This is a genomic window from Pedobacter folensis (assembly GCF_056490665.1).
In genome coordinates, this window is the sequence record NZ_JBWJIF010000001.1 from 2099538 (window position 1) to 2123197 (window position 23660).

Below are 23660 nucleotides of genomic sequence, written 5' to 3' on the forward strand. Positions count from 1 at the left end.
TTTTCATGAAAAGCATATTCAAAGCCCTCTTTGTCCTAGGTTTAACTTTATTTTCTTCAACAAGCTTTGCTCAGGATAATAAGTTAATCAGTCTTGAAGCACTGGTAAATAAAACCGATCCGGCCTGGCCTTTGGTAAAAAAGTGGATCGACTCTGCAAAAAATAAGGTGGAGATTCTGCCTGTTGATTCTGCAAAAGCAAAAGAAGTTTTATATCATTCACAAATGACTACCTATGCTACCTTGGGCTCGGTAATTTACAATACCGGGGGCATAATGGTGGATAACGGCTGGATTAGAATTTTAGGTTCAGGCAGTGAAAGACTGAGCCGGAATATTGCCGAATGGAATAAAGGAAAAACCATAAAAGAGTACGGCGATAACATTCCTTATCTTTTAATTGCCGATGATGCGGTAGGCGGTTTCTTTGCCATTAATTACGGCGGTTTAGGCAAAGACATTAAAAACGTGTATTACCTTGAACCAAACAGTTTAACCTGGCAACCACTTGGCGCCGGCTATGGTGAGTTTCTTGTTTTTTGTTTCGATAGCGATCTTTCTAAATTTTATAAAGGCCTACGTTGGAGCAGCTGGAACCAGTTTATTGCAAATTTAGATGGCACCAAAACCTATAGCTTTCGCCCTTATTTATGGGAGGAAGGAACCGACATCGATAAGTGTACACGGAAACTGGTCGGGATTGAAGAAATGTATCGTTTTAATATCATGAAGTCGAAAGAACTGAATGCTGATAAAGGCATAAAAAAAGACGATACAAAAAAGGAGGAAACCAAAAACGAACAATAAGTTCCCAGAGAAAGAAACTTGTATCAGAATTGTATTGAAGTTATTCAGTGACTCTATGCCAGAATTTAAGCATATTTAGCCTGTGTTTTCTTAGGTAGTTTAGCCAAGACCATCGCTCTTGAATCGGCTACTCTTTTTTTCAGTTCTGTTTCATTAAACACCTCCAGGTTTTCAACACGAATCCATTGTCGTTTAGCCATGTGATGGGCCTGCTGTATGCCATCTCTGGCCGTTAAGGTATCAAACTCTTCGGGATCACACTTTATAGAAAAACTGTTGTCTTCATCGATAGCGATTATGAAATACATTTTTTCTTCAATCATAAAGCATAAATGCCCCCATTTCATTCCCTCGGTTGTACCAGGTAAATTCAGGCAATATTCTCTGAAAGATTCGATATCCATATTTTGTTTAGGGTTTAGGGTTTAGGGTTTAGGGTTTAGGGTTTAGGGTAAGATCAAAACTAATAACAAAAGATTAAAGCTGAAAGGGCAAAGAGAAAATTCAGGGCTCGGGAGTCCGATGTGCGAAGATTAAAGCGTATTAGCATTCCACCTTAGTCAGGCTAATTATCTTGAAATCCAAAAATCCTATTCATCCTGTTCCTATATTTGTATCATTATCTTGAAAAACCCAGGAATCCTTAAAATCTAAGCTCATGAATATTATAACGCCTACTGCTGATGGCTCGAATACACTCTACAATGAAACTATAGGCGAACACTACCACAGTAAACATGGCGCATTACAGGAAAGCAAACATGTATTTATTGATGCTGGGTTGAAATTTGCTTCTGCCGATCAGACTGAAATCTCCATTTTGGAAATTGGCTTTGGCACCGGACTCAATTTTATTTTAAGTTTCGAATATTGTGTTGCCAACGGTCTTCATCTTAATTATACCAGCATTGAGGCCTTTCCACTTACCACAGCAGTAATTGAGCAAACTGGTTATGCAGCATATGTGCCCGAGACAATATGGACCGATTTTATTTCAAATTATCCTGAGGCGTTAAAATCCCCTCAAAAATTAACTTCGCTTTGCACATTGGAAATTCCGCACACTACCCTGGCCGAATACCAGAGCAACCAACAATTTGACCTGATTTATTATGATGCCTTTTCGGTACAACACCAGCCCGAAATGTGGAGTGATGAAATTATTGCGCATGCCTGCAGTTTCTTAAAACCCGGCGGAACTTTTGTTACCTATGCAATTACCGGAAAATTGAAAAGAGCCGTTAAGGCCTGCGGATTTACCATCGAAAAATTACCCGGTGCTCCAGGAAAAAGGGAAATGCTGAGAGCAATTAAAGAGATGTAATAATGGAAAATGTAAGATGGATGATGGGCGATTTGCAGAAACACGTTAATAGAAGAGCTGCCAGAAGTAGCTAAACCTGGGTGAAGCGGCAGCCTCCGTTTTTTCTACGGAGCTACAGCGCAACACAGGAATAACAATAAAAGCGGCTGTTGATTGCTTTCCGAAAAAAAAACTCCCTCATCTCATTTTGACATAATTTCGACCTCCCATAAAAACTGCTGGCTCCAGGATTTGTTAGTTAAACATTAACATTCGTATCATGGAAAAAAGAATTTTAGGAAAAACCGATTTAAATATTGCACCCATTGTATTTGGAGGAAATGTATTTGGCTGGACGGTTGATGAGCAAAAGTCGTTCGAGATATTAAACCAATTTGTAGAAAGCGGCTTCAATTTTATCGATACGGCCGATGTGTATTCGCGTTGGGTACCTGGCAATAAAGGTGGCGAATCGGAAACGATTATTGGCAAATGGCTTAAGAAACATAACAAACGCCACGACATTATTATCGCCACCAAGGTAGGCGCTGACATGGGCCAGGGCAAATCGTTAAAGAAAGATTACATCATAAACGAAGTAGAACATTCTTTATCACGCCTGCAAACAGATTATGTCGATCTCTATTTTTCTCATTACGATGACGAAAATACGCCAGTTGAAGAAACCTTAAGTGCTTACGAAACTTTAATCAAAGCCGGTAAAGTCCGTTGGATTGGTGCATCAAACTTTTCTGCTGATCGATTGAAAGAATCTCTGATTTATGCTACCCAACACAGCCTGCCGCGTTACGAAGTTTACCAACCCGGATACAACCTTTACGAAAGAGAAAACTTTGAGCAGGAACACAAAAAAATCTGTCTGGATTATGGCTTAGGAGTGGTGAGCTATTATTCGTTGGCCAGTGGTTTCTTAACCGGAAAATACCGTAGCGAAAATGATCTGAATAAAAGCCAGCGTGGTGGTGGCATTAAAAAATTCCTGAACGAACGGGGTTTTAAAATTTTAACAGCGTTGGATAAGCTTGCTGAAAAGCACCATGTTGAGCCAGCTTCGGTAGCGCTGGCCTGGTTAATTCATCACCCGTCAATCACCGCACCAATCGCAAGTGTTACCGATTTAAGTCAGTTAAAATCGTTTATTGAAGCAGCAAATTTAAAATTATCAACTGAAGATATTTCCCTTTTAGATAAAGCGAGCAGCTATTAAGAAATAATCTCTTATATTTAAATGCCCGATTAATGAAACAATTAATCGGGCATTTTGTATTAAACAGGATTTAAATTATATGAAAGACAAACTATCGTTTCTACCTAAGCTTGCACTGGTTCTTTTCTGTTTAATTAGCTTAACCTACATTGCCATTTTAGGGCAATCGCTGTTAGCTCCTTTACTTTTCTCCTTTTTGATGGCGATTTTATTGCTGCCGGTGGGCAACTTTTTAGAACGGCGATTAAAGTTTAAACGAAGTTTATCTACCATCGTTTCGGTCATCCTGATGATAGCTGTTATTGGGGGAATTATCTATTTCTTCGGTAATCAATTAAGCGATTTATGGGCCGATTGGCCTTTGCTTAAAGAAAAAGCGAATGTTTCTTACCATGAACTCCAAAAATGGATTTCGCACACTTTCGGGGTAAATTCTCAGAAACAACTCGATTATTTAAATGACAGCACAGAGAAAGCTTTGGCCACCAGCGCCGCAATTGTCGCGACCACCCTGGCTACCCTATCCTCTACCCTGTTGTTTTTAGGTTTCACGCTACTTTTTACCTTCTTTATTTTAAACTACCGCAGGGTTTTATTTACGTTTTTAACTTCGGTGTTTAGAGAAGAACATAAAGAAAAGGTTTCCGAAATTGTTAGTCAGATTCAGTACATCATTAAAAAATATATCATCGGTTTATTTCTCCAGATGCTTATTGTTACGGTATTAATGATTACCGTACTGAGTTTATTAGGTGTTAAATATGCGGTCCTGTTAGGTCTGGTGGCCGGTATTTTTAATGTGGTGCCTTATTTGGGGATATTCTTTGCCCTGTTAATAAGCTGCCTGATTACTTTTGCAACAGCAGGTGCAGGTAAAGTACTCCTGGTTTTGATTGCTTTTGTTGGCGTTCATGCTATAGATGGAAATGTACTAATGCCACTGGTGGTGGGTTCGAAAGTAAAAATAAATGCTTTATTTGCCTTTATTGGTATTGTAGTGGGCGAAATGATTTGGGGCATATCGGGTATGTTCTTATGCATCCCTTATCTGGCCATGCTAAAAATAATTTTCGATAGAGTGGATAACTTAAAACCATGGGGCATTTTAATGGGCGAAGAACATAAACCCGACAAAAAGAAACGTGTTTACCGGATTACCAAAAAGATTAAATTAGAAGAAAAAGATTAATATGGCCGAAAACAGATCGCCTCATATTTTAAGCACTTCGGCCAATCTCTTGGGCATTTGCTTTATTGTACTTACTTCTTTAAAAAAACTTGCACTTACCGATGGTTCCTTAATTGACGAATTTGCCGTAGCTGCCGTTATGTTTTTTATGACCAGTTGCATCTTATCTTTTATCTCGATGAGAAGACAAAAAACGACAAGCCAGCGGCTAGAAAAAGTTGCCGACTTCGTATTTTTGTCTGGCTTATTGGTATTGTTTATTGCTACAATTTTAATAGCCTTTAATTTAATAAAATAGATTTCTGTTCATGAAACCCTTATTCGTACTCATCATCGTTTATGTGGCACTACTGGCTTTTGGTGGCCACACTACCTTTGATAAAGGAAATATTTTTGCAGGTAATATCGCCATGGGCGTGATGTTACTTTTTACCGCTATCGGGCATTTCAAGTTTAAAACCAGTATGGCTGCGATGATCCCCTTATTTATCCCTAAAAAAGTAGAAATCGTACTTTTAACAGGGGTTCTGGAAATCTTATTCGCAGTTGGATTGGCAATAGTAAGCACCAGACAATTGACCGGAATAGCATTGATTATTTTCTACATAGCCATTTTACCCGCAAATATTTATGCAGCCAAACACCGCATCAATTATGAAGATCTGCATAAACCAGGACCGGGGCCAAAATATTTATGGTTCAGAATACCTTTTCAGCTTTTCTTAATCGCCTGGGTTTGGTACTTTAGCGTTCGATAAATATAGTTCAACCATAAAACATGCCTAACAATCCAATTCCTGCAAGTGCCGGTAATCCGGCTGATGCCTTTACCCGCTTACTCACTGTTTTAGATACGTTGCGTACGCAATGCCCCTGGGATAAAAAACAGACCATGGAAACACTGCGCCATTTAACTATAGAAGAAACTTATGAGTTGAGTGATGCCATTTTAGAGGGTGATTTAGACGAAATAAAAAAGGAACTTGGCGATGTGATGATGCATTTGGTTTTCTATTCGAGAATTGCTTCAGAAACCAACGATTTTAATATTACCGATGTGTTAAACGGAGTTTGCGATAAACTGGTAAACCGGCACCCACATATTTATGGCGATGTTGAGGTGCAGAACGAAGAAGATGTAAAACGCAATTGGGAACAGATAAAACTAAAAGAAGGCAATAAATCAGTGTTGGCTGGTGTTCCATCATCACTACCTGCGCTGGTTAAGGCTTCCCGCATTCAGGAAAAAGCCCGCGGCGTAGGTTTCGATTGGGAAGATAAAAATCAGGTATGGGAAAAAGTAGAAGAAGAACTGCAGGAATTTAAAACGGAATTTAATGTTAGCGATAATACGGCCATTGATATCGAAAAGGCAGAATCAGAATTTGGCGATGTACTTTTCTCCCTCATCAATTATGCACGTTTCATTAACATCAATCCCGAAAATGCATTAGAAAAAACGAATAAAAAATTCATCAAACGTTTTCAATACCTCGAAACCAAAGCTAAAGAAAACGGAAAAGCCTTAGCCGACATGACCCTTGCGGAGATGGACATCTATTGGAATGAAGCGAAGAAAATATAGCTAAAAGGAGTAAAATCGCAAAATTCATATTAAATTTGCGATTACATTCGCAAAATTTATATTAAATTTGCGATTATGATTTCCAGAGCAATATCAAATTCGATTGAAAAACACCTAAAGGATGAAAAAGCAATCATCCTTTTAGGCCCAAGGCAAGTTGGAAAAAGTACGCTCTTACAGCAACTATCTTCAAAATTTGCCAAACCAATTATGTGGTGGAATGGTGATGATGCAGATGTTAGAACAATATTAACCGATACCACCTCTACATCCTTACGTGCCCTTCTCGGAAAATCAAAAACATTGGTAATTGATGAAGCACAACGAATTGATAACATTGGCCTGTCTATAAAATTAATAATCGACCAGCTTAAAGATGTAAAAGTAATTGCTACTGGTTCTTCGGCTTTTGAGTTGGCTAATCATATTAACGAACCGCTTACCGGTAGAAAATGGGAATATAATCTGTTTCCTTTTTCATTTGGAGAAATGGTAGCGGAACATGGCCTGCTTACCGAAAAAAGGTTATTACATCACCGTTTGGTTTACGGCTACTATCCCGAAATAGTGAATAATCCGGGAGGAGAAGAAATACGGTTAAAACAATTATCAGATAGTTATCTCTATAAGGACGTCTTAACCTGGGAAAAAATACAAAAGCCAGATAAGATGGAAAAATTAATCCAGGCTTTAGCTTTTCAGGTTGGCAATGAGGTATCGTACAACGAACTGGGCCAATTATCGGGTTTAGACAATCAAACAACAGAGAAATATATCGATTTGCTCGAAAAAGCATTCATCGTATTCAGATTGGGTTCTTTAAGCAGAAACTTAAGAAATGAACTAAAGAAAAGCCGGAAAATCTACTTTTACGACAATGGGATCAGAAATGCAGTCATTAATCAATTCAGTCCGGCAGTGTTAAGACAGGATATTGGTGCCATTTGGGAAAATTTCGTCATTAGTGAACGGGTTAAGTTTCTCGCTTACAAACAGATTAACTGTAACCAATACTTTTGGCGCACACATGCACAACAGGAAGTTGATTATATTGAAGAAAGAAACGGGTTAATGAATGCCTACGAATTTAAATGGAATCCAAAATCAAATGTGAAATTTCCAAAAACATTTTTAGCTGCTTACGAAAATGTGGAAACCAAAGTCATTACGCCAGACAATGTAAGCGAATTTCTGCTATAGATAAAATTCCCCATCTACGTAATACCATTTCCCGTCTTCTAACCTGAAATTAGATTTTTCATGCAATATTTCAGTTTGGAACTTCTTGTTCAGGTAATAGGCTTTAAACTCCACGACATCAAAATCTGAAAAAACAATTTCGAGTTTTAGCCATTTTGTGTTTTTCGCACTGCTTAAATATGCGCTTTTCGAATGCCCTTTTCTTTTACTGGGGTGTGTGGTGTCGTAAAGGTATCCAGCATCAGCTACCACAAAAGCTGCATACCTTGAACGCATTAAAGCCTCTGCAGTGGGTGCCACTTTCGCTTTTAAATGATAAGGCTGGCAACAATTTTTAAAGCTGGTCCCACTTCCGCAAGGACAGTTTATTAAATCCATGATTAAATTTTACGACACAAAAATATGATTTAATATTCCTGCTGCTAAAATTTCCGTAAAATTGCAGCTGAAAAATGAGGTATTTCTTTCACATTGCATATCAAGGCCAGTACTATAGTGGATGGCAAAAACAACCTGGGGTTAAAAGCGTTCAGGAAGTTATTGAGCAAACCCTATCGAAGATTTTAAAATCGCCTATTGCTATTAATGGCTGTGGACGGACAGATGCGCATGTACATGCCAGTCAGTTTTTTTTCCATGCTGATATTGAAAAAGATATTGATTTCGATCTGCTTTACATTTTGAATAAAGCCTTACCTTATAATATTGCGGTATTCGACATTATTAAGATGGAAGGAAAGCCTCATGCCCGTTTTGATGCTGTACAACGGAAATATGATTACTTTATCCATACCTATAAAGATCCTTTTTTAAGCACCCAGAGTTCCTTTTATCAATTGAACAATCTCGATTTTGATAAAATGAAAGCCGTTGTAAAATTATTATCCCAATACAAAGATTACCGGGCTTTTTGTACCCATCCTGATAAATACGAACATACCATCTGCAATGTAATGGAGGCCGATTTATTTGTAAATCCAAAGGGCGACAGGCTGAGGTTTCATATTGCCAGTAACCGCTTTTTGGGTAAAATGATCCGCATTATTATGGGTAAAATGCTAATGGTAGGCAAAGGAGAACTCAGCTTTGATGAATTTGAAAGCGAACTGATTACCTTACAGCCTTCAAAACTATCGTTACCTGCTCATCCCACAGGCCTATACCTATCGAAAGTCACCTATCCTTATTTAAACCTCGAACCCAGGACTGAATTTATCCATAGTACACAGGGTATAGACTGGATTTCAATTGAAGTGTAGCGTTTTGATTTTGAACTCCGTTTAAGGGGTATGAAAGTTCAAATCTGTATCTTCCTGTTTGCCCTGGTCCTATCTTTAGGCTGTAAAAAATCTACAACTGTAGATGTTTTATTGGATGGAAACTATACAGGTGTATTGGTAATTACCAATAGTACCAGATCTGTGCCCGTAACCCGCCCCATTTCAATCTCGTTACAGGGTGGAAAATTCAACATTACACCAGGAGCTGATGCCAACCTAAAACCATCGGGAGGCAAGGGAACCTATACTTTTAAAAACGGGATCGGATATTTCACTGATGAGGGTGTTTGGACTGCAGATTTTGATTGGAATATGATTTTAAACGGCGAATACGATATCAGAAGTAGTGGAGTGGATTTAACCCTTAGAAAAAGGTTCAGTGCAAAAACAGATTCTTCGCCTACGACCTCTTATGCGACTATAGATTATGAATATATTTTAAAAAGAAGTAATTAATCCATATATAAATGAAAAAATTAATACCCTCCTTTTTAATCTTAGTTATGTTCGCTTTTGGATGCGAGAAGAAATCCGAAACAAAAACGACGAATTACGAATTTGAAATCAATACTTCAAAATCAATTGGTGCATCTACATTAGTACTAAAAACGATTAGTGATAGCCGTTGCCCAATAAATGCTGATTGTATTAGCGCCGGGGGAGCAAAAGCATATTTCAAATTAACAGGCAATAATACTGATCAGGAAATTATTTTATGCAAAGGAGATTGTGGCACCTTAGCAAGTGTAGCCATCATTAAAATTAACGGCGTAGATTATTCACTCAAATTAATTGACATCACACCATATCCTCAACTCCAGAAAAGTAGTGTTACACAAACTGTAAAAGTTGAGTTGACAAGAGCTTAAGTTTAGGTTTGCTTGGGCATCGGAAATGATCTGTTCGGTGACCCAAGTTTTTTCCTTATTTAAACCGGATTGCTTTTAGCGGAGAAACCTTACTGATCAATAGCGAAGGGATAATCAAAACCGTTAAACACACCACTACCGTAACGATATTAAGCAGCAGCACATCGATAAAATGAAATTCTATTGGTGCATATGCTAAAAAATAAGAAGCCTGGTTAAGTTTGAAAATGTGGGTGGCCTGTTGTAAAAAACCGAGGCCTAAGCCTAAAATATTTCCAAGTAATAAGCCAATACCAATTAAATAAGCTGCATTATAAAGAAAAATCTTCATAATGCTCCAGTTACTGGCGCCAAAAGATTTTAGCATCCCGATCATATTTGTTTTTTCTAAAATCATGATCAGCAATGCCGTAACCATGTTAATTACCCCTACAATGAGCATCAGGATTAAAAGCACTTTGGTGTTTACATCAAGAAGGCCTAACCAGGTAAAAATATTAGGAAAATTTTCTTCAATGGAATAGGAGCGCAAATTGCGTGGAAGCTTTTCATAAATATCATCGGCAATAGGCTTAAGTCTGTTAAAATCTTTGATCCTGATTTCTAAACCACCAATTTCATCGGCTTTCCAATTATTAAGGCGTTTAATGATGTTCAGGTTGCCCAGCACAAAGCCCTTATCAATATCTTCTACACCAATATCGTAAATGCCGACAATTTTAAATTTACGCGGCCGCAACTGGTTTTGAACAAAATACATGATAAAATCATCACCGGTTTTAAGCTTTAAACGATTTGCGGTATAATTCGAAATGAGCAGTTCTTGCATGGCAGCCGTACTATCAGAAAAATCGATAATGGTTCCGCTGATAATGTGCTGTTTAATGTAATCCCATTTATAGTTTTTGTCTACCCCTTTAAAATTAATGCCTTCAATTTCATTATTGGCCGAAAGGATGCCCGGTTTTGTAGCAAAGGGATAATAATATTCAATATCGGGATTGTTTTTGAGCATCTTTTTCGTTTCTCCATCAAGGACAAAGGGAGAATGCTCAAATGAATTATTCAGGTCGTAACGGGTAATCTGTACATCGCCTAAATATCCCCGTACTTTATCCTGAATTTCAGTTTTAAAGCCTTTGATAATGGCTATAGAAAGAATCATAACAGCCAAACTCAACATCACGCCTGCTATTGCAATGCGGACAATAAGTTTTGAAAAAGTACGCTCAGATTTAATGGCTATCCGCCCTGCTATGAAATATTCGAAATTCAATTTAATCAATTTGTGGTAACAAAAATGCTCAATTCCTTTTTAAAAATGGCATTTTCGAAAATAAATAACCAACTTTAAACATCAGTCATTAAGTTATAACCAGAAAACACCAATAGCATAATTAAAATATGTTGTAAATTGTTTTGTTATAATACCGGAAGATTAGAATAATAATAAAAATGAAAAATTATATCAGCTTTGCGCTAACCAGTTTAATTGCATTATCGGCCTGCGGACAACCAAAACCGCTTGAACAGGAAGTTCTTGGAAAGAAAAGTCCTGAAAACAGAAAACTGATGATTAAGACTGTTAAACTGCCTTCGACAATTAAAACCGGTGCAGAGCAGACCGAAAAATACCTCCCGCTTTTAAAAGGAAAACGTGTGGGTATGGTGGTTAACCCTACCTCGATTATTGGTGCGCAGACTTCGGTTGATAGCCTGTTGAAACGAGGAGTTAAAATCCAGAAGATATTTGGTCCTGAGCATGGCTTTAGAGGCAACGCCAGTGCTGGTGTTACTGTTAATGATGATGTTGACACCAAAACAGGCATAAAAGCCATTTCACTTTATGGCAAACACAGTACACCTACAGCTGAAGATTTAGCCGATATCGACATTATGGTGTTCGATATTCAGGATGTTGGTGTTCGTTTTTACACTTATATCAACACGCTGCAACACGTTATGGAAGCTTGTGCAGCAAACAATAAAACGTTGTTGATTTTAGATCGACCGAATCCAAATGGCTATTTAATCGACGGACCAATTTTAGATCCTAAATTTAAATCGGGTATTGGCGTACAACCTATTCCAATTGCCCATGGCTTAACAGTTGGCGAATATGCGCAGATGCTAAACGGTGAAGGCTGGTTAAAGGATAAGGTGAAATGTAAGATTACCATTATCAAAAACGCCGGTTATAATCATGATATGGAGTACACCTTACCTGTTAAACCTTCTCCTAACCTGAATACACAGCAATCTATTTTGCTTTACCCTTCGACCTGTTTATTCGAGGGTACGTATTTAAATCACGGACGTGGCACAATGTTTCCTTTTACCGTTGTTGGAGCACCTTACCTTAAGGGGAAATTTGATTTCAGTTTTACGCCAAAAAGCATAAAAGGTATGTCTGAAACGCCATTATTTCAAGATCAGGTTTGTTATGGTTTAGATTTAAGAACTTACGATACTTCAAAACTGGTAAAATCGAAACAGGTAAACATTAGCTGGTTAATTGAGTTGTATAAGGCATCGCCAAGAAAGGAGGATTTCTTTAACACCAAACTGAGTAAGGAAATGGGTACTATTGAAAGATTAGTTGGTGTGGCAGATTTCAGGCAACAGGTAATTGATGGAAAGAGTGAAGCCGAAATTAGAGCAAGCTGGGAACCAGGCTTAAGTGCTTATAAAACCATGCGCAAGAAATATTTGCTTTATAATTAAGGAGTGAATGACAGAAGGATTGAATGATTGAATTGTCCTTGCAATTATTTTCAAACTTAACAGAAGGAGGTTTGTTATTATAGATAATTGATAGGCACTGTGCTATTCAATCATTCAAACTCAATCATTTAATCATTACAACCATGAGCGGTCCAAAAATCAAAAGTGATAAACCAGGAAGCAATTATCAGGAAGAAGTACCTAAAGGCCGGGAACCTGTTGACCATAAAACGGTACGGCACGAGAATGACAGTACACCTAATAAAGCACCAAAAACAAGTAACCCGGCTAAGCAGCGTGAGCTTGAGGAGCAACCTGTTCATCCGATAAAAAAGGCGCCTAAAGAATAAAAAGTTACACCAGTTAATCGTGAATTAGTGTAATTAAATTTTTAGTGCAAAACAAAATGTGGCGCCTTGCCCCTCTTCGCTCTCTACCCAAATTCTTCCTCCTTCATTTTTGATAATTTCTGCCGAAATGTAAAGCCCCAGGCCTAAACCCGGATAGGTATGTTGCAGATTTCCACCCACCCGATAAAACTGATCGAAAACCATATGCTGTAGTGCTTTCGAAATCCCGATTCCATAATCGCGTACAAACAAAATAACTTCATCGTTCAATGCATAAGTATGCACATCAATCTGATTGGCATCGCTAGAATATTTAATGGCATTTGATAAAAAATTGGTGATTACCTGGCCAATACGTTCGCGATCGACATAAACCCAGCTGTTGCTTTTAAAATCGGTTTTGATCTGATGTTTAGACGTGATATGCTGCATTTCATCGACTATTTCACCTACAGCCTGATCAAAATCAAATTTTATGGGATTAAAAGTCATTTTGCCCGATTGTATTTTGGTTACATCAAGCAAATCGCCAATTAAACCGGTTAAGCGGTTCAATTGTAAATCCATTTTGCGTACCATGCCAGCCTTTTTCTCATCACCTTCATTCCTGATCATCTTCTCCAATACCTGGGCATAAGCTTTTATACTGGTTACCGGCGTTTTAAGCTCATGACTCGCAATGCCCAAAAATTCGTCTTTCTGTTGCTGAAGCTGAACCTGTTTCGTCACATCCATTGCTGCATGTAAAATGGCGTAAACCTTTCCCTGGGCATTTCTCAAAGGTTTATAGGTAAAATTAAACCAAAGCTTTTCCATCTTACCGTTAACAGGTAATACCGCCTCCTGCTGATCGGCATGATAAGGAATCCCTGTACGATAAACCTCTTTTAAAATATCGATAAAAGGTTGTCCTTTTAACTCAGGAATGGCTTCTTCCATCGGCTTTCCGATTACGCGCTTATCTTTCCCCCAAAACCGCAGCATTTCATCGTTAGCCAGCGAGATGATAATATCTTCCGTTTCGTAATAACCTGTGGCCATTGGGGTATCCAATAATAAATTCCTGAAACGTTCTTCGCTTTTAGCCATTTCCATCCGCGAATGTACCAGCGAGGTAATTTCGTTCGCAACGACCATAATGCCAGTTACGATATTATGCTGATCGCGGATAGGATCATAAACAAAATTGAAATAAAAATCCTGAAGCACACCATCACGCTCCAACCTCGCCATTGTCTCATAGCCATAGTGGGCCACCCCTGTTTGGTAAACCTGAGTTAGCAAATCGGGAAAGGGTTGTCCTTTCAGTTCAGGCAAACCATCAATTAAATTCAGCCCGATTACTGCTTCTGTTTTACCCCATAGTTTTAAAAGATCTGCATTTGCCTGTTCGATTATAAAATTTTCGCCCCTCAAAATGCCAATGGCTACAGGTGCATCCTGAATCATCTTGCGAAAAAGTTCTTCACTGGCTTTAACCTTTAACCGGGCATTTACCAGTTCGGTAACATCTGTTGCATTATTCAGAATTCCCCAAACCTTGCCATCATTATCTTTTAGGGGTTTATAAATAAAATCGAAATAAAAGGTCTGTAAAACACCATTGTTAATCAGCATTACCCGGTCTTCTTTGGTTTCGTAAGCAATACCGGTTTCGCGTACGTTCTGAAGGATCTCTAAAAAAGGCTGCTCTTTAAGCTCGGGCAAAGCAATGGCAAGTTCTTGTCCAATTACCGAATGATCTCTTCCCCATGCTTTAAGCATTGCTTTATTAGCTACTTTAATGTTCATTTTCTCCCCAATATACAGTCCGATCGGCATTGGAGATTCTTCGATTAACGTATAAAAAACAGCAGCGTTATCGTCAAGGTTAATTTGCATAAAGGGATAAAAAAAACAAATATAATGGGTTTTCTATTTACTACCTGATTTTAAGAATGATAATAAAACTTTCTCGTCATGTGCCAAACCTAATTTACCTGATACTTTATTATTATTCATTTTTTTCATGTATTTACTTAGCTCATTGTTTTCGTAAGCGGTAAGCAATAAAGGATATACGTAAGAACTCTTGCAAACAGCTCTCGTATTGCCTAATTTTTTTGCTACACAATCTAAAACCGTTACAATTGTTTTTTTCGAATTCAGGTTCAAATTTTCGTCAGCACTGCACTTCGAAAACTGGCGTAATGCCTCTAACGTTCCGCCCCAGGTTCTAAAATCTTTTGCGGTAAAGTCGTCGCCTGTAATTTCTTTAATGTAAGTATTGATTTTGCCCGAATCGATACTTTTATGCTCTTTTCCATTCGAATAAAACTGAAATAATTCCTGTCCGGGGATGTCCCTGCATTTCTTAACCAGTTTTGCCAGCGACCGATCATTTAACTCAACTTTTTGCTGAACGCCCTTTTTACCAACAAAATCCATCGTGATTGTACTACCGTTTATTTTAACATGTTTATCCCTAAGTGTAGTTAAACCAAACGAGCCATACAGTTGCTTATAACTTTCGTTCCCCACACGGATGAGTGTTTTTTGGAGTACATCTACCGAAATGGCCAGTACTTTTCGTTCGTCGAAATCTTTTCTTCGCAAGTCTTTTTCCAGATTTTTCCGCGCATTGGGTAATGCTTTTCCAAATTCCAATAAACGAAAATATTTATCCTCCGATCGGCGACTTGTCCACTTGGCGTGGTATTTATATTGTTTCCTGCCGGCAGCATCAATACCTGTAACCTGAAGGTATGCATTTGGTTTATTGGCAATCCATACATTTTGCCATGCTGGTGGAATAACCAAAGCTTTTATCCGATCGAGGTATTTCTCATCGGTGATTTTGTTTCCATCTTTATCTTCGTAATGAAATTTACCTGGTTTTCCTTTACGGTAAATCCCAGGTAGCGCATCAGTTACATATACTAATCCACTTGCCCGAACAACATCTTTGCCTTGTACCATTTTTTGCCTATAAGTATGGGTTTATTTTTAGTTATTTTGCAAAACTTTAACGCGGGCAGCCGCGTTATTTTAAAACACAACACTTTCTTTATGAAAATAGTTTTTATGGGCACGCCCGATTTCGCGGTAGCCTCTTTAGATGCCTTGGTACAAGCCAATTTCGATGTAGTTGCAGTAGTTACTGCGCCAGATAAACCTGCCGGCCGCGGCCAAAAACTGAATGAAAGTGCCGTAAAAAAATATGCCGTAGAAAAAGGAATCCCTGTTCTACAGCCTGAAAAATTAAAGAATCCCGAATTTATTGAGGAACTGAGATCTTATCAAGCCGATTTACAAGTGGTTGTGGCTTTTAGGATGTTACCGGAAATAGTTTGGAATATGCCAGCTAAAGGAACCATCAATTTACATGGTTCGCTGTTGCCGCAATACCGCGGCGCTGCCCCGATTAACCATGCCATTATAAACGGCGAAAAAGAAAGTGGTGTCACTACATTTTTCCTTAAACAGGAAATTGATACAGGTGATATTATCCTTAGTGACAGCGTTCCCATTGCCGACGATGAAACTGCGGGCGACTTGCACGATAAACTAATGGTTGTAGGCGCAAATCTTTTAGTAAAAACACTTCATGCCGTTGAAGCCAATAATATAACCGAACAGCCCCAGCCACAAAATGAGGATTTAAAACATGCGCCAAAGATTTTTAAAGAAGATTGCAAAATCGACTGGAACAATCCGGCGCAAACCATTCATAATTTAATCCGCGGTTTAAGCCCTTATCCAACCGCTTTTACCATACTTAATGACAAAAACTTAAAGGTATTTAAGGCCGAAATAGAAGATAAAGAACCAGGTATTGTAGCCGGAGGCTTTTTAACTGATGGTAAAACTTATTTAAAATTTGCCGCAAAAGATGGCTTTATCAAACTTTTAGATATCCAGTACGAAGGCAAAAAGCGGATGCTTATTGAAGATTTTTTAAGGGGGATGCGGTTGTAATTAAAAATTTGAGTTGTCAACTTTAATAGCCATGTTGCTAAAAAGTTGAGAACTCTTCTAATAGATTTTACAACAGCATGAAAGATTGAGCAGTCCAATTATTTGGGTTTAAATTGCATAGTAGAACTGTTCATTGTTAAATAAACCCGACCGACAGCGTTATCCCGATTTCTCCATCGGGATTAAGCAAAGGGCGGGACTAGCGGAATCGAAGCACCACAGGTATTGCTTTCCAAAAAAATAATGAATTTAGGCTAAAGATCTCAGCATTCTGTTGTCAATTTGAAAGGATCTATACAGCATGAAAGATGCTGAAATAAATTCAGCATGACGGCAGTGATACTAGCGAAACCGAAGCACCACAGGTATTGCTTTCCAAAAAAAAATGAAATTAGTTTATCTGTTGGCAATTTGAAAGGATCTCTACGTAGCATGAAAGATGCTGAAATAAATTCAGCATGACGACAAGAGGTAGTCTGTACGCCAAGATCATGGAATAGCATTATAAATGATTCAATTTCTCAATCAAAAATTTTGATACCTCGTTAAAATAACGTTTCCTGCCGTAGCCCATCACCCATTGAATACCCTGGGTGGCGTTGGTGATAAAAACTTCTTCGGCTTCTTTTAATATTTCTGGGTTGATCTGTGCTTCGATTAATGGCATGTCGTGCATTTTACACAATTGCATAATGGCGGTACGCATTACACCACTTATACAACCTTCAGCAAGTGAGGGGGTATAAATCTGTTTGTTGTACACTACAAAAACATTGGCACTGATGCTTTCGCAAAGAAAACCATATTGGTTCAGAATCATGGCCTCATCTAAGCGGTTCTGGCTTTTAAAAAGTCCGGCCATTACATAAAGCAGCGCATTGGCTGTTTTAAAATTCGAGAGTTTATTAACGGGTTTGGTCATTTCATCAAAAACATCAATGATTAAACCTTTGCTGTTCAACTCATATGTAGATGCTTTTAAGGGAATACCTTCCAAAATGTAACCTGCTTTATTTATTTCGGGGGTATAAACGCCTGCTCCTCCCCTGTAAACCGAAAGGCGGAAACGAACATTACCATTCCATTTATTACGTTTGGCCAAATCGGCGGTTTTCTGACGCAGAAAATAATCATCCATTAAAGCGTGACCGTCAATTTTAAGCGCTTTCATGCCAGCCGTTAGTCTATCGGCATGTAAGTCGGCAAATTGCAGCTTATTATTGATCATCCGCATACTTTCGAATAATCCATCGCCAAATTTGAAACTTCTGTTCGAAGCTGTTAAAATCGGGGCATCTACCGTCTGGAATTCATCATTAAATAAAAGGTACTCCTGAAGCATATTTTATGATGTAGCGATATAATTTTCCCACTTGGTTAAGCCAGCTTTAAAATCGGGCGGCAACGGCGATTCAAAATACATATACTCTTTAGTGGTTGGGTGAATAAAACCCAAACTTTGTGCATGTAAAGCCTGACGTGGCAACAATTCAAAACAATTATCTACGAACTGTTTGTACTTGTTAAACGTAGTTCCTTTTAAAATCTTATCACCACCATACATGGCATCATTAAAAAGAGGATGCCCGATGTGCTGCATGTGTGCCCTGATCTGGTGTGTACGGCCGGTTTCAAGCTCGCAGCTGATCAAGGTAACATAACCCAAACGCTTCAATACCTTATAGTGCGTTACAGACCATTTCCCTTTTTCTTCATCATCATAAATATCCATCACACGGCGGTCTTTCGCACTTCTGCCAATGTAACCGGTTACGGTTCCATCGTTTTCGATATCGCCCCAAACCAGTGCAATATATTTACGGGTAATGCTGTGATCGAAAAACTGGCGGGCCAAATGCGTAATCGATTTTTCATTTTTACTGATCAGCAATAAACCCGAGGTATCCTTATCAATGCGGTGAACCAATCCTGGCCTGCCATCATTACCCGGCAGCTGAGGGAGTTGCTCAAAATGGAAGGCCAAAGCATTAACCAGGGTTCCGGTATAGTTATTAAAACCAGGGTGTACTACCATCCCGGCAGCTTTATTTACCACCAAAAGATCGCTATCCTCGTAAATGATATCAAGTGGTAAATCTTCAGGATAAACTTCGGTGTCGCGCGGTGGGTGCGGTAAAACAATCGATATTTCATCATAAGGTTTAACCTTATAACTCGCTTTTATCTGTTTTTGATTAACCAGCACATTCCCCGCATCAATTGCATTTTGAATACGGTTTCGGGAGGCATTTTCTACGCGCACCATCAAAAATTTATCAATGCGCAGCAAAGACTGCCCTTTATCGACAATTATTTTTAAATGTTCATATAATTCCTGCTCTTCTGATTCCTGCAATTCGACCACATTTTCCATGGCGCAAAAATAAACTTTTAACTTCAAGAATTTTTCAATGATTGCAGTTTTCGGAAAAACAGCCCTATCTTTACTGTCAATCAAAACATTCTAAATTTTTTATATGAAAAAATGCTACTCTTTAAAGGCGTTATGCGCCTTATTTTTATTGGTAACGGCTCAAAAAGCAAGTGCTCAACAAGATGTTGGAGACCTGTTTGTGGGCGGACCGGCTGATGCAACTAAATTGGTAAATGCCTATTTTGACCCTTTGTACAAAGGTTTGGGTTTGGGATTGACTGATGGATGGTCGAACACAGCCAAATCGAAAGGTTTTTTAAAATTTGACGTGCGGGTATCTGCCTCTGCAGCATTTGTGCCGCAATCGGCCAGAAGTTATGATGTAAATACCTTGGGTTTAAGTAATATCAAACCTGCACCTGGAGCATCATCTATAGGTCCTACTGCATTTGGCGATGACCATGAAGGTGGTAAAATGGAAGTTTACACGAACAATGGTATTCCAACGGGTAAATTTTTCAATTTGCCACAAGGTGTAGGTTTCCATGTGGTGCCTTCGGCACAAATTCAGGCAACATTAGGCTTACCTAAAAACATTGATGTTACTTTAAGAGCGATGCCAAAAATTAAATTAGGCAGCGACTTAGGCAGCTTATCAATGATCGGCTTCGGTGCTAAAGTTGAACTTTTACCGCTTTTTATGGGTTCAACTACAGAGAAATTAGTTCCTGTTGATATTGCAATAGCAGGAGGTTTTACCCAGTACAAATATAATTTGCCTTTGAATATCAATAATACGACAAATTCAGATCAGCATATTGATGCCAAATTCAATGGTGTAAATTTTGACGCCATCGTTTCTAAAAAGATCCTGTTCTTCACCCCTTTTGCCAGCATCGGTTACCAAACCTCGAACACCAATTTAAAGGCACTTGGTACTTATAAATTTGAAGATGGTGGTAGCAATGCCACTTATGTTGATCCCATTTCGGTGAAACAAACGGATATTGACGGCGTAAGGGGAAGTTTAGGCTTCCAGTTGAAATTCGGTTTCTTTAAATTTTATGGTTCATATACTGCTGCAAAATACAGTATGGTTAATGCTGGTTTCGGTTTCGGTATTGGCAAGTAATTAATATAACGTGGTATTATTAAGGTAGTATGGTCATCCTGAGCTTGTCGAAGGAGGTTTTATATATTTAAACCGTTTCGACAGGCTCAACCTGACATATTCTAATTCAGATTAATGATACCGCTTTTATTTATTTTAACACGTGTTCGAAGAAATATATAGTCCTGTACAAAAAATAACATTTGCACCTTTCAACAACCTGTTTGTTAAACGGGATGATCTTATTGACCCTTATATTTCTGGCAATAAATGGCGGAAGCTAAAATATATCTTAGCCAGGGCCAAAGCAGCACACAAATCGCATCTGGTTACTTTCGGGGGTGCCTATTCTAATCACCTTGTAGCCACCGCAGCCGCAGCATCGAGATCAGGCTTAACCGCTACCGCTTTTGTACGTGGCGAAGAGGTAAAGAATGAGCTGTTATTGCTGTGCCGTTTATTTGGAATGAAACTCATTTTCACCGACCGCGAAAGTTATCGGAATAAGCAAAAACTGTTTCAACAGCATTTTGAAAATGACCACCAGGCTTATTTTATTGATGAAGGCGGCGCTTCGGCTGAAGCCACTATAGGCTGCGCAGAGGTAATCAGCGAATTGACAGAAACATACGATCACATTTTTTGTGCTGCCGGAACAGGAACAACTGCTGCAGGCTTATTGAGCGGTATTCAGCAACAGGGTTTAAGCACAAAACTCCATATCATACCCGTACTAAAAGGGGGCTTGTTTATCAAAGATGAAATAGCTAAATATACTCCCCTATCCAATCATCTTGAGCTTCACCTCGATTATCATTTTGGGGGCTATGCAAAAACCACTCCTGAATTGATCAGTTTTATCAAAACCTTTACTTCAAAAACCGGACTGCTTTTAGATCCGGTTTATACGGCAAAAATGTTTTATGCCATCCAGGACCTGGTAAACCAAGGCATTATTGGTAAAGATGAAAAAGTGCTGGCCATTCATACGGGCGGGCTTATGGGGCTATTTGGCATGAAGGATAAGTTTTAACAAACAGCCTTCATTATTTATAGACTCCAAAAACAAATTGAATAAAAAAAGGGTCCTCATTGCTGAGGAACCCCAATAAGATCTCTAAAATCGTCCCGTGATTTGATTCTTGTTATAAAAGTATCGCTCCTTTCTTTGGAATGAAATAAAAATAGAGCAAGGCTACAATATAATAGATGAAGATGCACTATCTATATACATTGAATAATAAATCAGCTCACATCATCGGCATTTAGTTCTTTTTATGATCTTCTTTCATTAAAAACCTGAAATTCGGCAATGGATGGTGTCTCTTTGGCATGTGTAATACGGATGCGAACTTTACTGGTCCAAATGCGATCGAAGCGGTGAATTTTAATGCGATCTTCATTTTTTCCCTCAAAAGCTTTTTTCCATTCCGCACCGTTCCAATATTCAAGTACATAAGTATCTATATTTTCTTTTTGCTCTGCTACAACAATCATATTTATAGCTTTCTCATTTTTAAAATCAACTTCGTACCAAGGATTTGTGACCGCACTATTCGATTCCCATGACGACCTGTAGCTATCGTCATTTGCAAAGTCCATAATATTCATATCATTGCTCCAGCTCGAGTTGCTTGCCTGGTTTTTGGCGAGATTACTGGAAATGATCGGCAAAGCCAATGGTGGGAGTGTTTTGGTTGGTCCTTCATTCTTCCATAATTGGCCAACTTCTTTTAAGGCAGCCAGTGCATTATCATCAATTAAGCCATCTTTGTTTGGTGCTACGTTGAGAATAAAATTACAGCTTGCGGTATTTAAAGGTTTAATTAACCCATCTACAATTTCCTGTGGTTTTCTTACCGGAACCGTTGGAAAATCGGTTTTCCAAAACCATGAAGTATTAATGGGTAAACAAGCTAAAGTTGGCATCACTTTACTTTCTTTAGGCATCCGCTGGCCTGCGCCCATTTCGTAAGTTTTAATGTCAGTATAATAAAGCCCTTCGGATGGATATTTTGCACCGTTTAAATCCATCACTAAGCAATCAGGTTGCAGCGTTTTAATCAAAGTATAAATATCTTCGAAAGGTACATCATCATAAGAGATTCTCGACCATGGCGCATCCCAACCATCAATAATTAAAGCTTCAATTTTGCCGTATTTGGTTAACAGCTCGGTTAATTGCTGTTTAATCATATCGATATGTTTTGGCGTAATCTGATTGGGCCTCAATTTATGGTGTGTATCCAAAATGGAATAATACAGCATCACTTTTAATCCATTTGCCCGGAAAGCGTCGGTAAACTGCTTTACCACATCTTTTCCATAAGGACTGTTCATTACATTATAATCGGTGCTTTTGGTATCCCAGATACAAAATCCGCTGTGGTGTTTGGTGGTTAAACAGCCATAACTCATGTTAGCCGATTTAGCCGCTTTTGCCCACTGGCTTGCGTCGAGCTTTTTGGGATTGAACAATTTCGGAGAAGCTTCAGGATCAGGCCAATCTGCATTTGCATAAGTTGGAATGTTATAATGGATAAACATGCCAAAACGCAGGTCAACAAATTGCTGCTGAAGTGTATTTAATTTCTTCGAGGCATCAGTAGGAGTCCCTTGCGCTAAGGCGCCGAAGGAAAGCAGCATGAAAACAATTACTAAAACGTTTTTCTGAATGGTTACGAGTTTCATTTTTGTGCGTAGTATAGTTTAAGAATGTGGAATGGTTTTTCGGTAAAGTTAATTTTCTTAAACGATATTGCACAATATATCTGGTGTTATGTTTAACATAAAAAGGGGCATATCACCCCCTGCAAATCGCGCAGAAAAGCGCTGATTTGTAATTTTATGCTGCGTAATCTGTGTGGTTATTGTTTACCGATTAATCGTTTTCACGCACTTTGTTCCAGATATCAGCGTAAAGTTCTTCGTGGCGTTTAAATTGCAGGTGTACATAAGGGCAGAGTGGAATGACCTTCAGCTTATTTGTACGCACATAATTGACCATTGCATCAAGCAATAGCTTTGCGTAACCTTTGCCTTCTTTTTCGGGATCAATTTCGGTATGATAAACGGTTAGATCTCCTCCCTGAATATCAAAAACCATTTCTCCATATTTTTCACCTTCATCATAAAGTTCGAAGGCGCTTGGCTCTTCCTTTTGAATATTTAATTTAACTTCTGCCATAATTTACCTAATATAATTTTTAAAATTTGATGCTCCACTGATGCAGCATTAAATAGCTGCCCAATCAATTAAAGGTAACCAATATCTGTTGATTTATGTATATCTGCCATCATACCTTAACCATTTTATGACCTGGCATTCTTTAGCGCCTTATTCTTCTTACCCCAGGCGCTTAATTGACAAAAAATCGGGAGAAAATCCAAGGCTATCGGTGTTAGCTCATATTCTACCCTAGGCGGAACCTCTGCATAAACAGTTCTTTTAACCAGCTCATCCTGCTCTAATGCACGCAACTGCAAAGTCAACATCCGTTCTGTTATATATGGGAATTCTTTTTTCAATTCGCTAAACCTCAATTTTCGGTTTCCAAGTTTATCCAATATTACAATTTTCCATCTCCCGCCTATTTTGTTGGCGGCGTAAGTCAGATCGCAATCTGTTATAAATTTTTCGTTGAGGGTATAGGTCGAATTTTCTTTTCGTGCCGTCATTACTTA

The 23660-nt window shown here is 38.5% G+C and carries 26 protein-coding genes; 16 read left to right on the forward strand and 10 right to left on the reverse strand.

What is annotated here, in order from left to right:
• Nucleotides 1-5: 5 nt before the first annotated feature.
• Nucleotides 6-806, forward strand: a complete 801-nt coding sequence (locus tag AC04QZ_RS08090) for a DUF2625 domain-containing protein (RefSeq protein WP_478357341.1) — start codon at nt 6-8, stop codon at nt 804-806.
• A gap of 65 nt (nt 807-871) precedes the next feature.
• Here AC04QZ_RS08090 and AC04QZ_RS08095 read toward each other — a convergent pair whose 3' ends face one another.
• The gene (locus tag AC04QZ_RS08095; RefSeq protein ID WP_478357342.1) at nt 872-1210 is read right to left on the reverse strand and encodes an MmcQ/YjbR family DNA-binding protein; all 339 of its coding nucleotides are present in this window, start codon (nt 1208-1210) and stop codon (nt 872-874) included.
• A 254-nt stretch (nt 1211-1464) separates the two neighbouring features.
• Here AC04QZ_RS08095 and mnmC2 point away from each other — a divergent pair, with 254 nt between their 5' ends.
• The 7 genes from mnmC2 to AC04QZ_RS08130 all read left to right on the forward strand — a co-directional run bounded on the left by mnmC2 (nt 1465) and on the right by AC04QZ_RS08130 (nt 7311).
• Entirely contained in the window at nt 1465-2130 is a 666-nt protein-coding gene (gene mnmC2 / locus AC04QZ_RS08100) for a tRNA (5-methylaminomethyl-2-thiouridine)(34)-methyltransferase MnmC2 (RefSeq protein ID WP_478357343.1), read from the forward strand.
• 259 nt (nt 2131-2389) lie between these two features.
• Complete coding sequence (locus AC04QZ_RS08105; RefSeq protein WP_478357344.1) at nt 2390-3337, forward strand: aldo/keto reductase; 948 nt, start codon at nt 2390-2392, stop codon at nt 3335-3337.
• A 79-nt stretch (nt 3338-3416) separates the two neighbouring features.
• On the forward strand, nt 3417-4526 hold the full coding sequence (locus AC04QZ_RS08110; RefSeq protein WP_478357345.1) for an AI-2E family transporter: 1110 nt from the start codon (nt 3417-3419) through the stop codon (nt 4524-4526).
• Nucleotide 4527: 1 nt separating this feature from the next.
• The gene (locus AC04QZ_RS08115) at nt 4528-4824 is read left to right on the forward strand and encodes a hypothetical protein (RefSeq protein ID WP_086547320.1); all 297 of its coding nucleotides are present in this window, start codon (nt 4528-4530) and stop codon (nt 4822-4824) included.
• 10 nt (nt 4825-4834) lie between these two features.
• Nucleotides 4835-5284: a DoxX family protein gene (locus tag AC04QZ_RS08120; RefSeq protein ID WP_086547321.1), complete on the forward strand. Its 450-nt coding sequence runs from the start codon at nt 4835-4837 to the stop codon at nt 5282-5284.
• A gap of 20 nt (nt 5285-5304) precedes the next feature.
• On the forward strand, nt 5305-6111 hold the full coding sequence (gene mazG, locus AC04QZ_RS08125; protein WP_478357346.1) for a nucleoside triphosphate pyrophosphohydrolase: 807 nt from the start codon (nt 5305-5307) through the stop codon (nt 6109-6111).
• Between the two features lie 75 nt (nt 6112-6186).
• Nucleotides 6187-7311, forward strand: coding sequence for an ATP-binding protein (locus AC04QZ_RS08130; protein ID WP_478357347.1), 1125 nt, complete (start codon nt 6187-6189; stop codon nt 7309-7311).
• Here the strand turns inward: AC04QZ_RS08130 and AC04QZ_RS08135 are convergent.
• A complete protein-coding gene (locus AC04QZ_RS08135; protein ID WP_478357348.1) occupies nt 7306-7689 on the reverse strand; it encodes a YchJ family protein in 384 nt (127 codons plus the stop codon). The two genes, AC04QZ_RS08130 and AC04QZ_RS08135, sit on opposite strands and share 6 nt — an antisense overlap.
• A 74-nt stretch (nt 7690-7763) precedes the next feature.
• Between AC04QZ_RS08135 and AC04QZ_RS08140 the strand changes: the two genes are divergently transcribed.
• Genes AC04QZ_RS08140 through AC04QZ_RS08150 form a run of 3 tightly spaced genes read left to right on the forward strand, consistent with a single transcriptional unit; the run spans nt 7764 to nt 9460 of the window.
• Nucleotides 7764-8570 (forward strand): tRNA pseudouridine synthase A, encoded by an 807-nt coding sequence (locus AC04QZ_RS08140; protein WP_478357349.1) that lies wholly within the window; start codon nt 7764-7766, stop codon nt 8568-8570.
• 30 nt (nt 8571-8600) lie between these two features.
• Nucleotides 8601-9047 (forward strand): hypothetical protein, encoded by a 447-nt coding sequence (locus AC04QZ_RS08145; protein ID WP_478357351.1) that lies wholly within the window; start codon nt 8601-8603, stop codon nt 9045-9047.
• Nucleotides 9048-9058: 11 nt separating this feature from the next.
• Nucleotides 9059-9460, forward strand: coding sequence for a hypothetical protein (locus AC04QZ_RS08150; RefSeq protein WP_478357352.1), 402 nt, complete (start codon nt 9059-9061; stop codon nt 9458-9460).
• A gap of 55 nt (nt 9461-9515) precedes the next feature.
• On the opposite strand, the gene AC04QZ_RS08155 is transcribed toward AC04QZ_RS08150, so the two are convergent.
• Nucleotides 9516-10736, reverse strand: coding sequence for an ABC transporter permease (locus tag AC04QZ_RS08155; RefSeq protein ID WP_086549382.1), 1221 nt, complete (start codon nt 10734-10736; stop codon nt 9516-9518).
• Between the two features lie 179 nt (nt 10737-10915).
• Here AC04QZ_RS08155 and AC04QZ_RS08160 point away from each other — a divergent pair, with 179 nt between their 5' ends.
• Both AC04QZ_RS08160 and AC04QZ_RS08165 read left to right on the forward strand, forming a co-directional pair.
• The gene (locus tag AC04QZ_RS08160; protein WP_086547326.1) at nt 10916-12184 is read left to right on the forward strand and encodes an exo-beta-N-acetylmuramidase NamZ family protein; all 1269 of its coding nucleotides are present in this window, start codon (nt 10916-10918) and stop codon (nt 12182-12184) included.
• Nucleotides 12185-12327: 143 nt separating this feature from the next.
• Nucleotides 12328-12534, forward strand: coding sequence for a hypothetical protein (locus AC04QZ_RS08165; RefSeq protein ID WP_478357353.1), 207 nt, complete (start codon nt 12328-12330; stop codon nt 12532-12534).
• Nucleotides 12535-12567: 33 nt separating this feature from the next.
• On the opposite strand, the gene AC04QZ_RS08170 is transcribed toward AC04QZ_RS08165, so the two are convergent.
• Complete coding sequence (locus tag AC04QZ_RS08170; protein WP_478357354.1) at nt 12568-14415, reverse strand: PAS domain-containing sensor histidine kinase; 1848 nt, start codon at nt 14413-14415, stop codon at nt 12568-12570.
• Between the two features lie 33 nt (nt 14416-14448).
• The gene (locus AC04QZ_RS08175; protein ID WP_478357355.1) at nt 14449-15492 is read right to left on the reverse strand and encodes a DNA topoisomerase IB; all 1044 of its coding nucleotides are present in this window, start codon (nt 15490-15492) and stop codon (nt 14449-14451) included.
• A gap of 90 nt (nt 15493-15582) precedes the next feature.
• Between AC04QZ_RS08175 and fmt the strand changes: the two genes are divergently transcribed.
• The gene (fmt, locus tag AC04QZ_RS08180; protein WP_478357356.1) at nt 15583-16491 is read left to right on the forward strand and encodes a methionyl-tRNA formyltransferase; all 909 of its coding nucleotides are present in this window, start codon (nt 15583-15585) and stop codon (nt 16489-16491) included.
• Between the two features lie 502 nt (nt 16492-16993).
• Here fmt and AC04QZ_RS08185 read toward each other — a convergent pair.
• Both AC04QZ_RS08185 and AC04QZ_RS08190 read right to left on the reverse strand, forming a co-directional pair.
• Nucleotides 16994-17833 (reverse strand): aminotransferase class IV, encoded by an 840-nt coding sequence (locus tag AC04QZ_RS08185; protein ID WP_478357357.1) that lies wholly within the window; start codon nt 17831-17833, stop codon nt 16994-16996.
• A gap of 3 nt (nt 17834-17836) precedes the next feature.
• Nucleotides 17837-18865 (reverse strand): RluA family pseudouridine synthase, encoded by a 1029-nt coding sequence (locus AC04QZ_RS08190; protein WP_478357421.1) that lies wholly within the window; start codon nt 18863-18865, stop codon nt 17837-17839.
• Nucleotides 18866-18968: 103 nt separating this feature from the next.
• On the opposite strand from AC04QZ_RS08190, the gene AC04QZ_RS08195 reads away from it, so the two are divergent.
• Together AC04QZ_RS08195 and AC04QZ_RS08200 are read left to right on the forward strand one after the other, a co-directional pair.
• Nucleotides 18969-19997, forward strand: coding sequence for a DUF6588 family protein (locus tag AC04QZ_RS08195; RefSeq protein ID WP_478357358.1), 1029 nt, complete (start codon nt 18969-18971; stop codon nt 19995-19997).
• 142 nt (nt 19998-20139) lie between these two features.
• Nucleotides 20140-21009, forward strand: a complete 870-nt coding sequence (locus AC04QZ_RS08200) for a 1-aminocyclopropane-1-carboxylate deaminase/D-cysteine desulfhydrase (RefSeq protein WP_478357359.1) — start codon at nt 20140-20142, stop codon at nt 21007-21009.
• A gap of 242 nt (nt 21010-21251) precedes the next feature.
• On the opposite strand, the gene AC04QZ_RS08205 is transcribed toward AC04QZ_RS08200, so the two are convergent.
• The 3 genes from AC04QZ_RS08205 to AC04QZ_RS08215 all read right to left on the reverse strand — a co-directional run bounded on the left by AC04QZ_RS08205 (nt 21252) and on the right by AC04QZ_RS08215 (nt 23654).
• Nucleotides 21252-22667: an alpha-L-fucosidase gene (locus AC04QZ_RS08205; protein ID WP_478357360.1), complete on the reverse strand. Its 1416-nt coding sequence runs from the start codon at nt 22665-22667 to the stop codon at nt 21252-21254.
• A gap of 190 nt (nt 22668-22857) precedes the next feature.
• Entirely contained in the window at nt 22858-23163 is a 306-nt protein-coding gene (locus tag AC04QZ_RS08210; protein WP_478357361.1) for a GNAT family N-acetyltransferase, read from the reverse strand.
• A gap of 125 nt (nt 23164-23288) precedes the next feature.
• On the reverse strand, nt 23289-23654 hold the full coding sequence (locus tag AC04QZ_RS08215) for a winged helix-turn-helix transcriptional regulator (protein ID WP_478357363.1): 366 nt from the start codon (nt 23652-23654) through the stop codon (nt 23289-23291).
• Nucleotides 23655-23660: the final 6 nt, after the last annotated feature.

Coding starts and splice junctions, on each gene's coding strand:
- AC04QZ_RS08090 (WP_478357341.1), top strand. CDS start 6: ATGAAAAGCATATTCAAAGCCCTCTTTGTCCTAGGTTTAACTTTATTT.
- AC04QZ_RS08095 (WP_478357342.1), bottom strand. CDS start 1,210: ATGGATATCGAATCTTTCAGAGAATATTGCCTGAATTTACCTGGTACA.
- mnmC2 (WP_478357343.1), top strand. CDS start 1,465: ATGAATATTATAACGCCTACTGCTGATGGCTCGAATACACTCTACAAT.
- AC04QZ_RS08105 (WP_478357344.1), top strand. CDS start 2,390: ATGGAAAAAAGAATTTTAGGAAAAACCGATTTAAATATTGCACCCATT.
- AC04QZ_RS08110 (WP_478357345.1), top strand. CDS start 3,417: ATGAAAGACAAACTATCGTTTCTACCTAAGCTTGCACTGGTTCTTTTC.
- AC04QZ_RS08115 (WP_086547320.1), top strand. CDS start 4,528: ATGGCCGAAAACAGATCGCCTCATATTTTAAGCACTTCGGCCAATCTC.
- AC04QZ_RS08120 (WP_086547321.1), top strand. CDS start 4,835: ATGAAACCCTTATTCGTACTCATCATCGTTTATGTGGCACTACTGGCT.
- mazG (WP_478357346.1), top strand. CDS start 5,305: ATGCCTAACAATCCAATTCCTGCAAGTGCCGGTAATCCGGCTGATGCC.
- AC04QZ_RS08130 (WP_478357347.1), top strand. CDS start 6,187: ATGATTTCCAGAGCAATATCAAATTCGATTGAAAAACACCTAAAGGAT.
- AC04QZ_RS08135 (WP_478357348.1), bottom strand. CDS start 7,689: ATGGATTTAATAAACTGTCCTTGCGGAAGTGGGACCAGCTTTAAAAAT.
- AC04QZ_RS08140 (WP_478357349.1), top strand. CDS start 7,764: ATGAGGTATTTCTTTCACATTGCATATCAAGGCCAGTACTATAGTGGA.
- AC04QZ_RS08145 (WP_478357351.1), top strand. CDS start 8,601: ATGAAAGTTCAAATCTGTATCTTCCTGTTTGCCCTGGTCCTATCTTTA.
- AC04QZ_RS08150 (WP_478357352.1), top strand. CDS start 9,059: ATGAAAAAATTAATACCCTCCTTTTTAATCTTAGTTATGTTCGCTTTT.
- AC04QZ_RS08160 (WP_086547326.1), top strand. CDS start 10,916: ATGAAAAATTATATCAGCTTTGCGCTAACCAGTTTAATTGCATTATCG.
- AC04QZ_RS08165 (WP_478357353.1), top strand. CDS start 12,328: ATGAGCGGTCCAAAAATCAAAAGTGATAAACCAGGAAGCAATTATCAG.
- AC04QZ_RS08170 (WP_478357354.1), bottom strand. CDS start 14,415: ATGCAAATTAACCTTGACGATAACGCTGCTGTTTTTTATACGTTAATC.
- AC04QZ_RS08175 (WP_478357355.1), bottom strand. CDS start 15,492: ATGGTACAAGGCAAAGATGTTGTTCGGGCAAGTGGATTAGTATATGTA.
- fmt (WP_478357356.1), top strand. CDS start 15,583: ATGAAAATAGTTTTTATGGGCACGCCCGATTTCGCGGTAGCCTCTTTA.
- AC04QZ_RS08185 (WP_478357357.1), bottom strand. CDS start 17,833: ATGCTTCAGGAGTACCTTTTATTTAATGATGAATTCCAGACGGTAGAT.
- AC04QZ_RS08190 (WP_478357421.1), bottom strand. CDS start 18,865: ATGGAAAATGTGGTCGAATTGCAGGAATCAGAAGAGCAGGAATTATAT.
- AC04QZ_RS08195 (WP_478357358.1), top strand. CDS start 18,969: ATGAAAAAATGCTACTCTTTAAAGGCGTTATGCGCCTTATTTTTATTG.
- AC04QZ_RS08205 (WP_478357360.1), bottom strand. CDS start 22,667: ATGAAACTCGTAACCATTCAGAAAAACGTTTTAGTAATTGTTTTCATG.
- AC04QZ_RS08210 (WP_478357361.1), bottom strand. CDS start 23,163: ATGGCAGAAGTTAAATTAAATATTCAAAAGGAAGAGCCAAGCGCCTTC.
- AC04QZ_RS08215 (WP_478357363.1), bottom strand. CDS start 23,654: ATGACGGCACGAAAAGAAAATTCGACCTATACCCTCAACGAAAAATTT.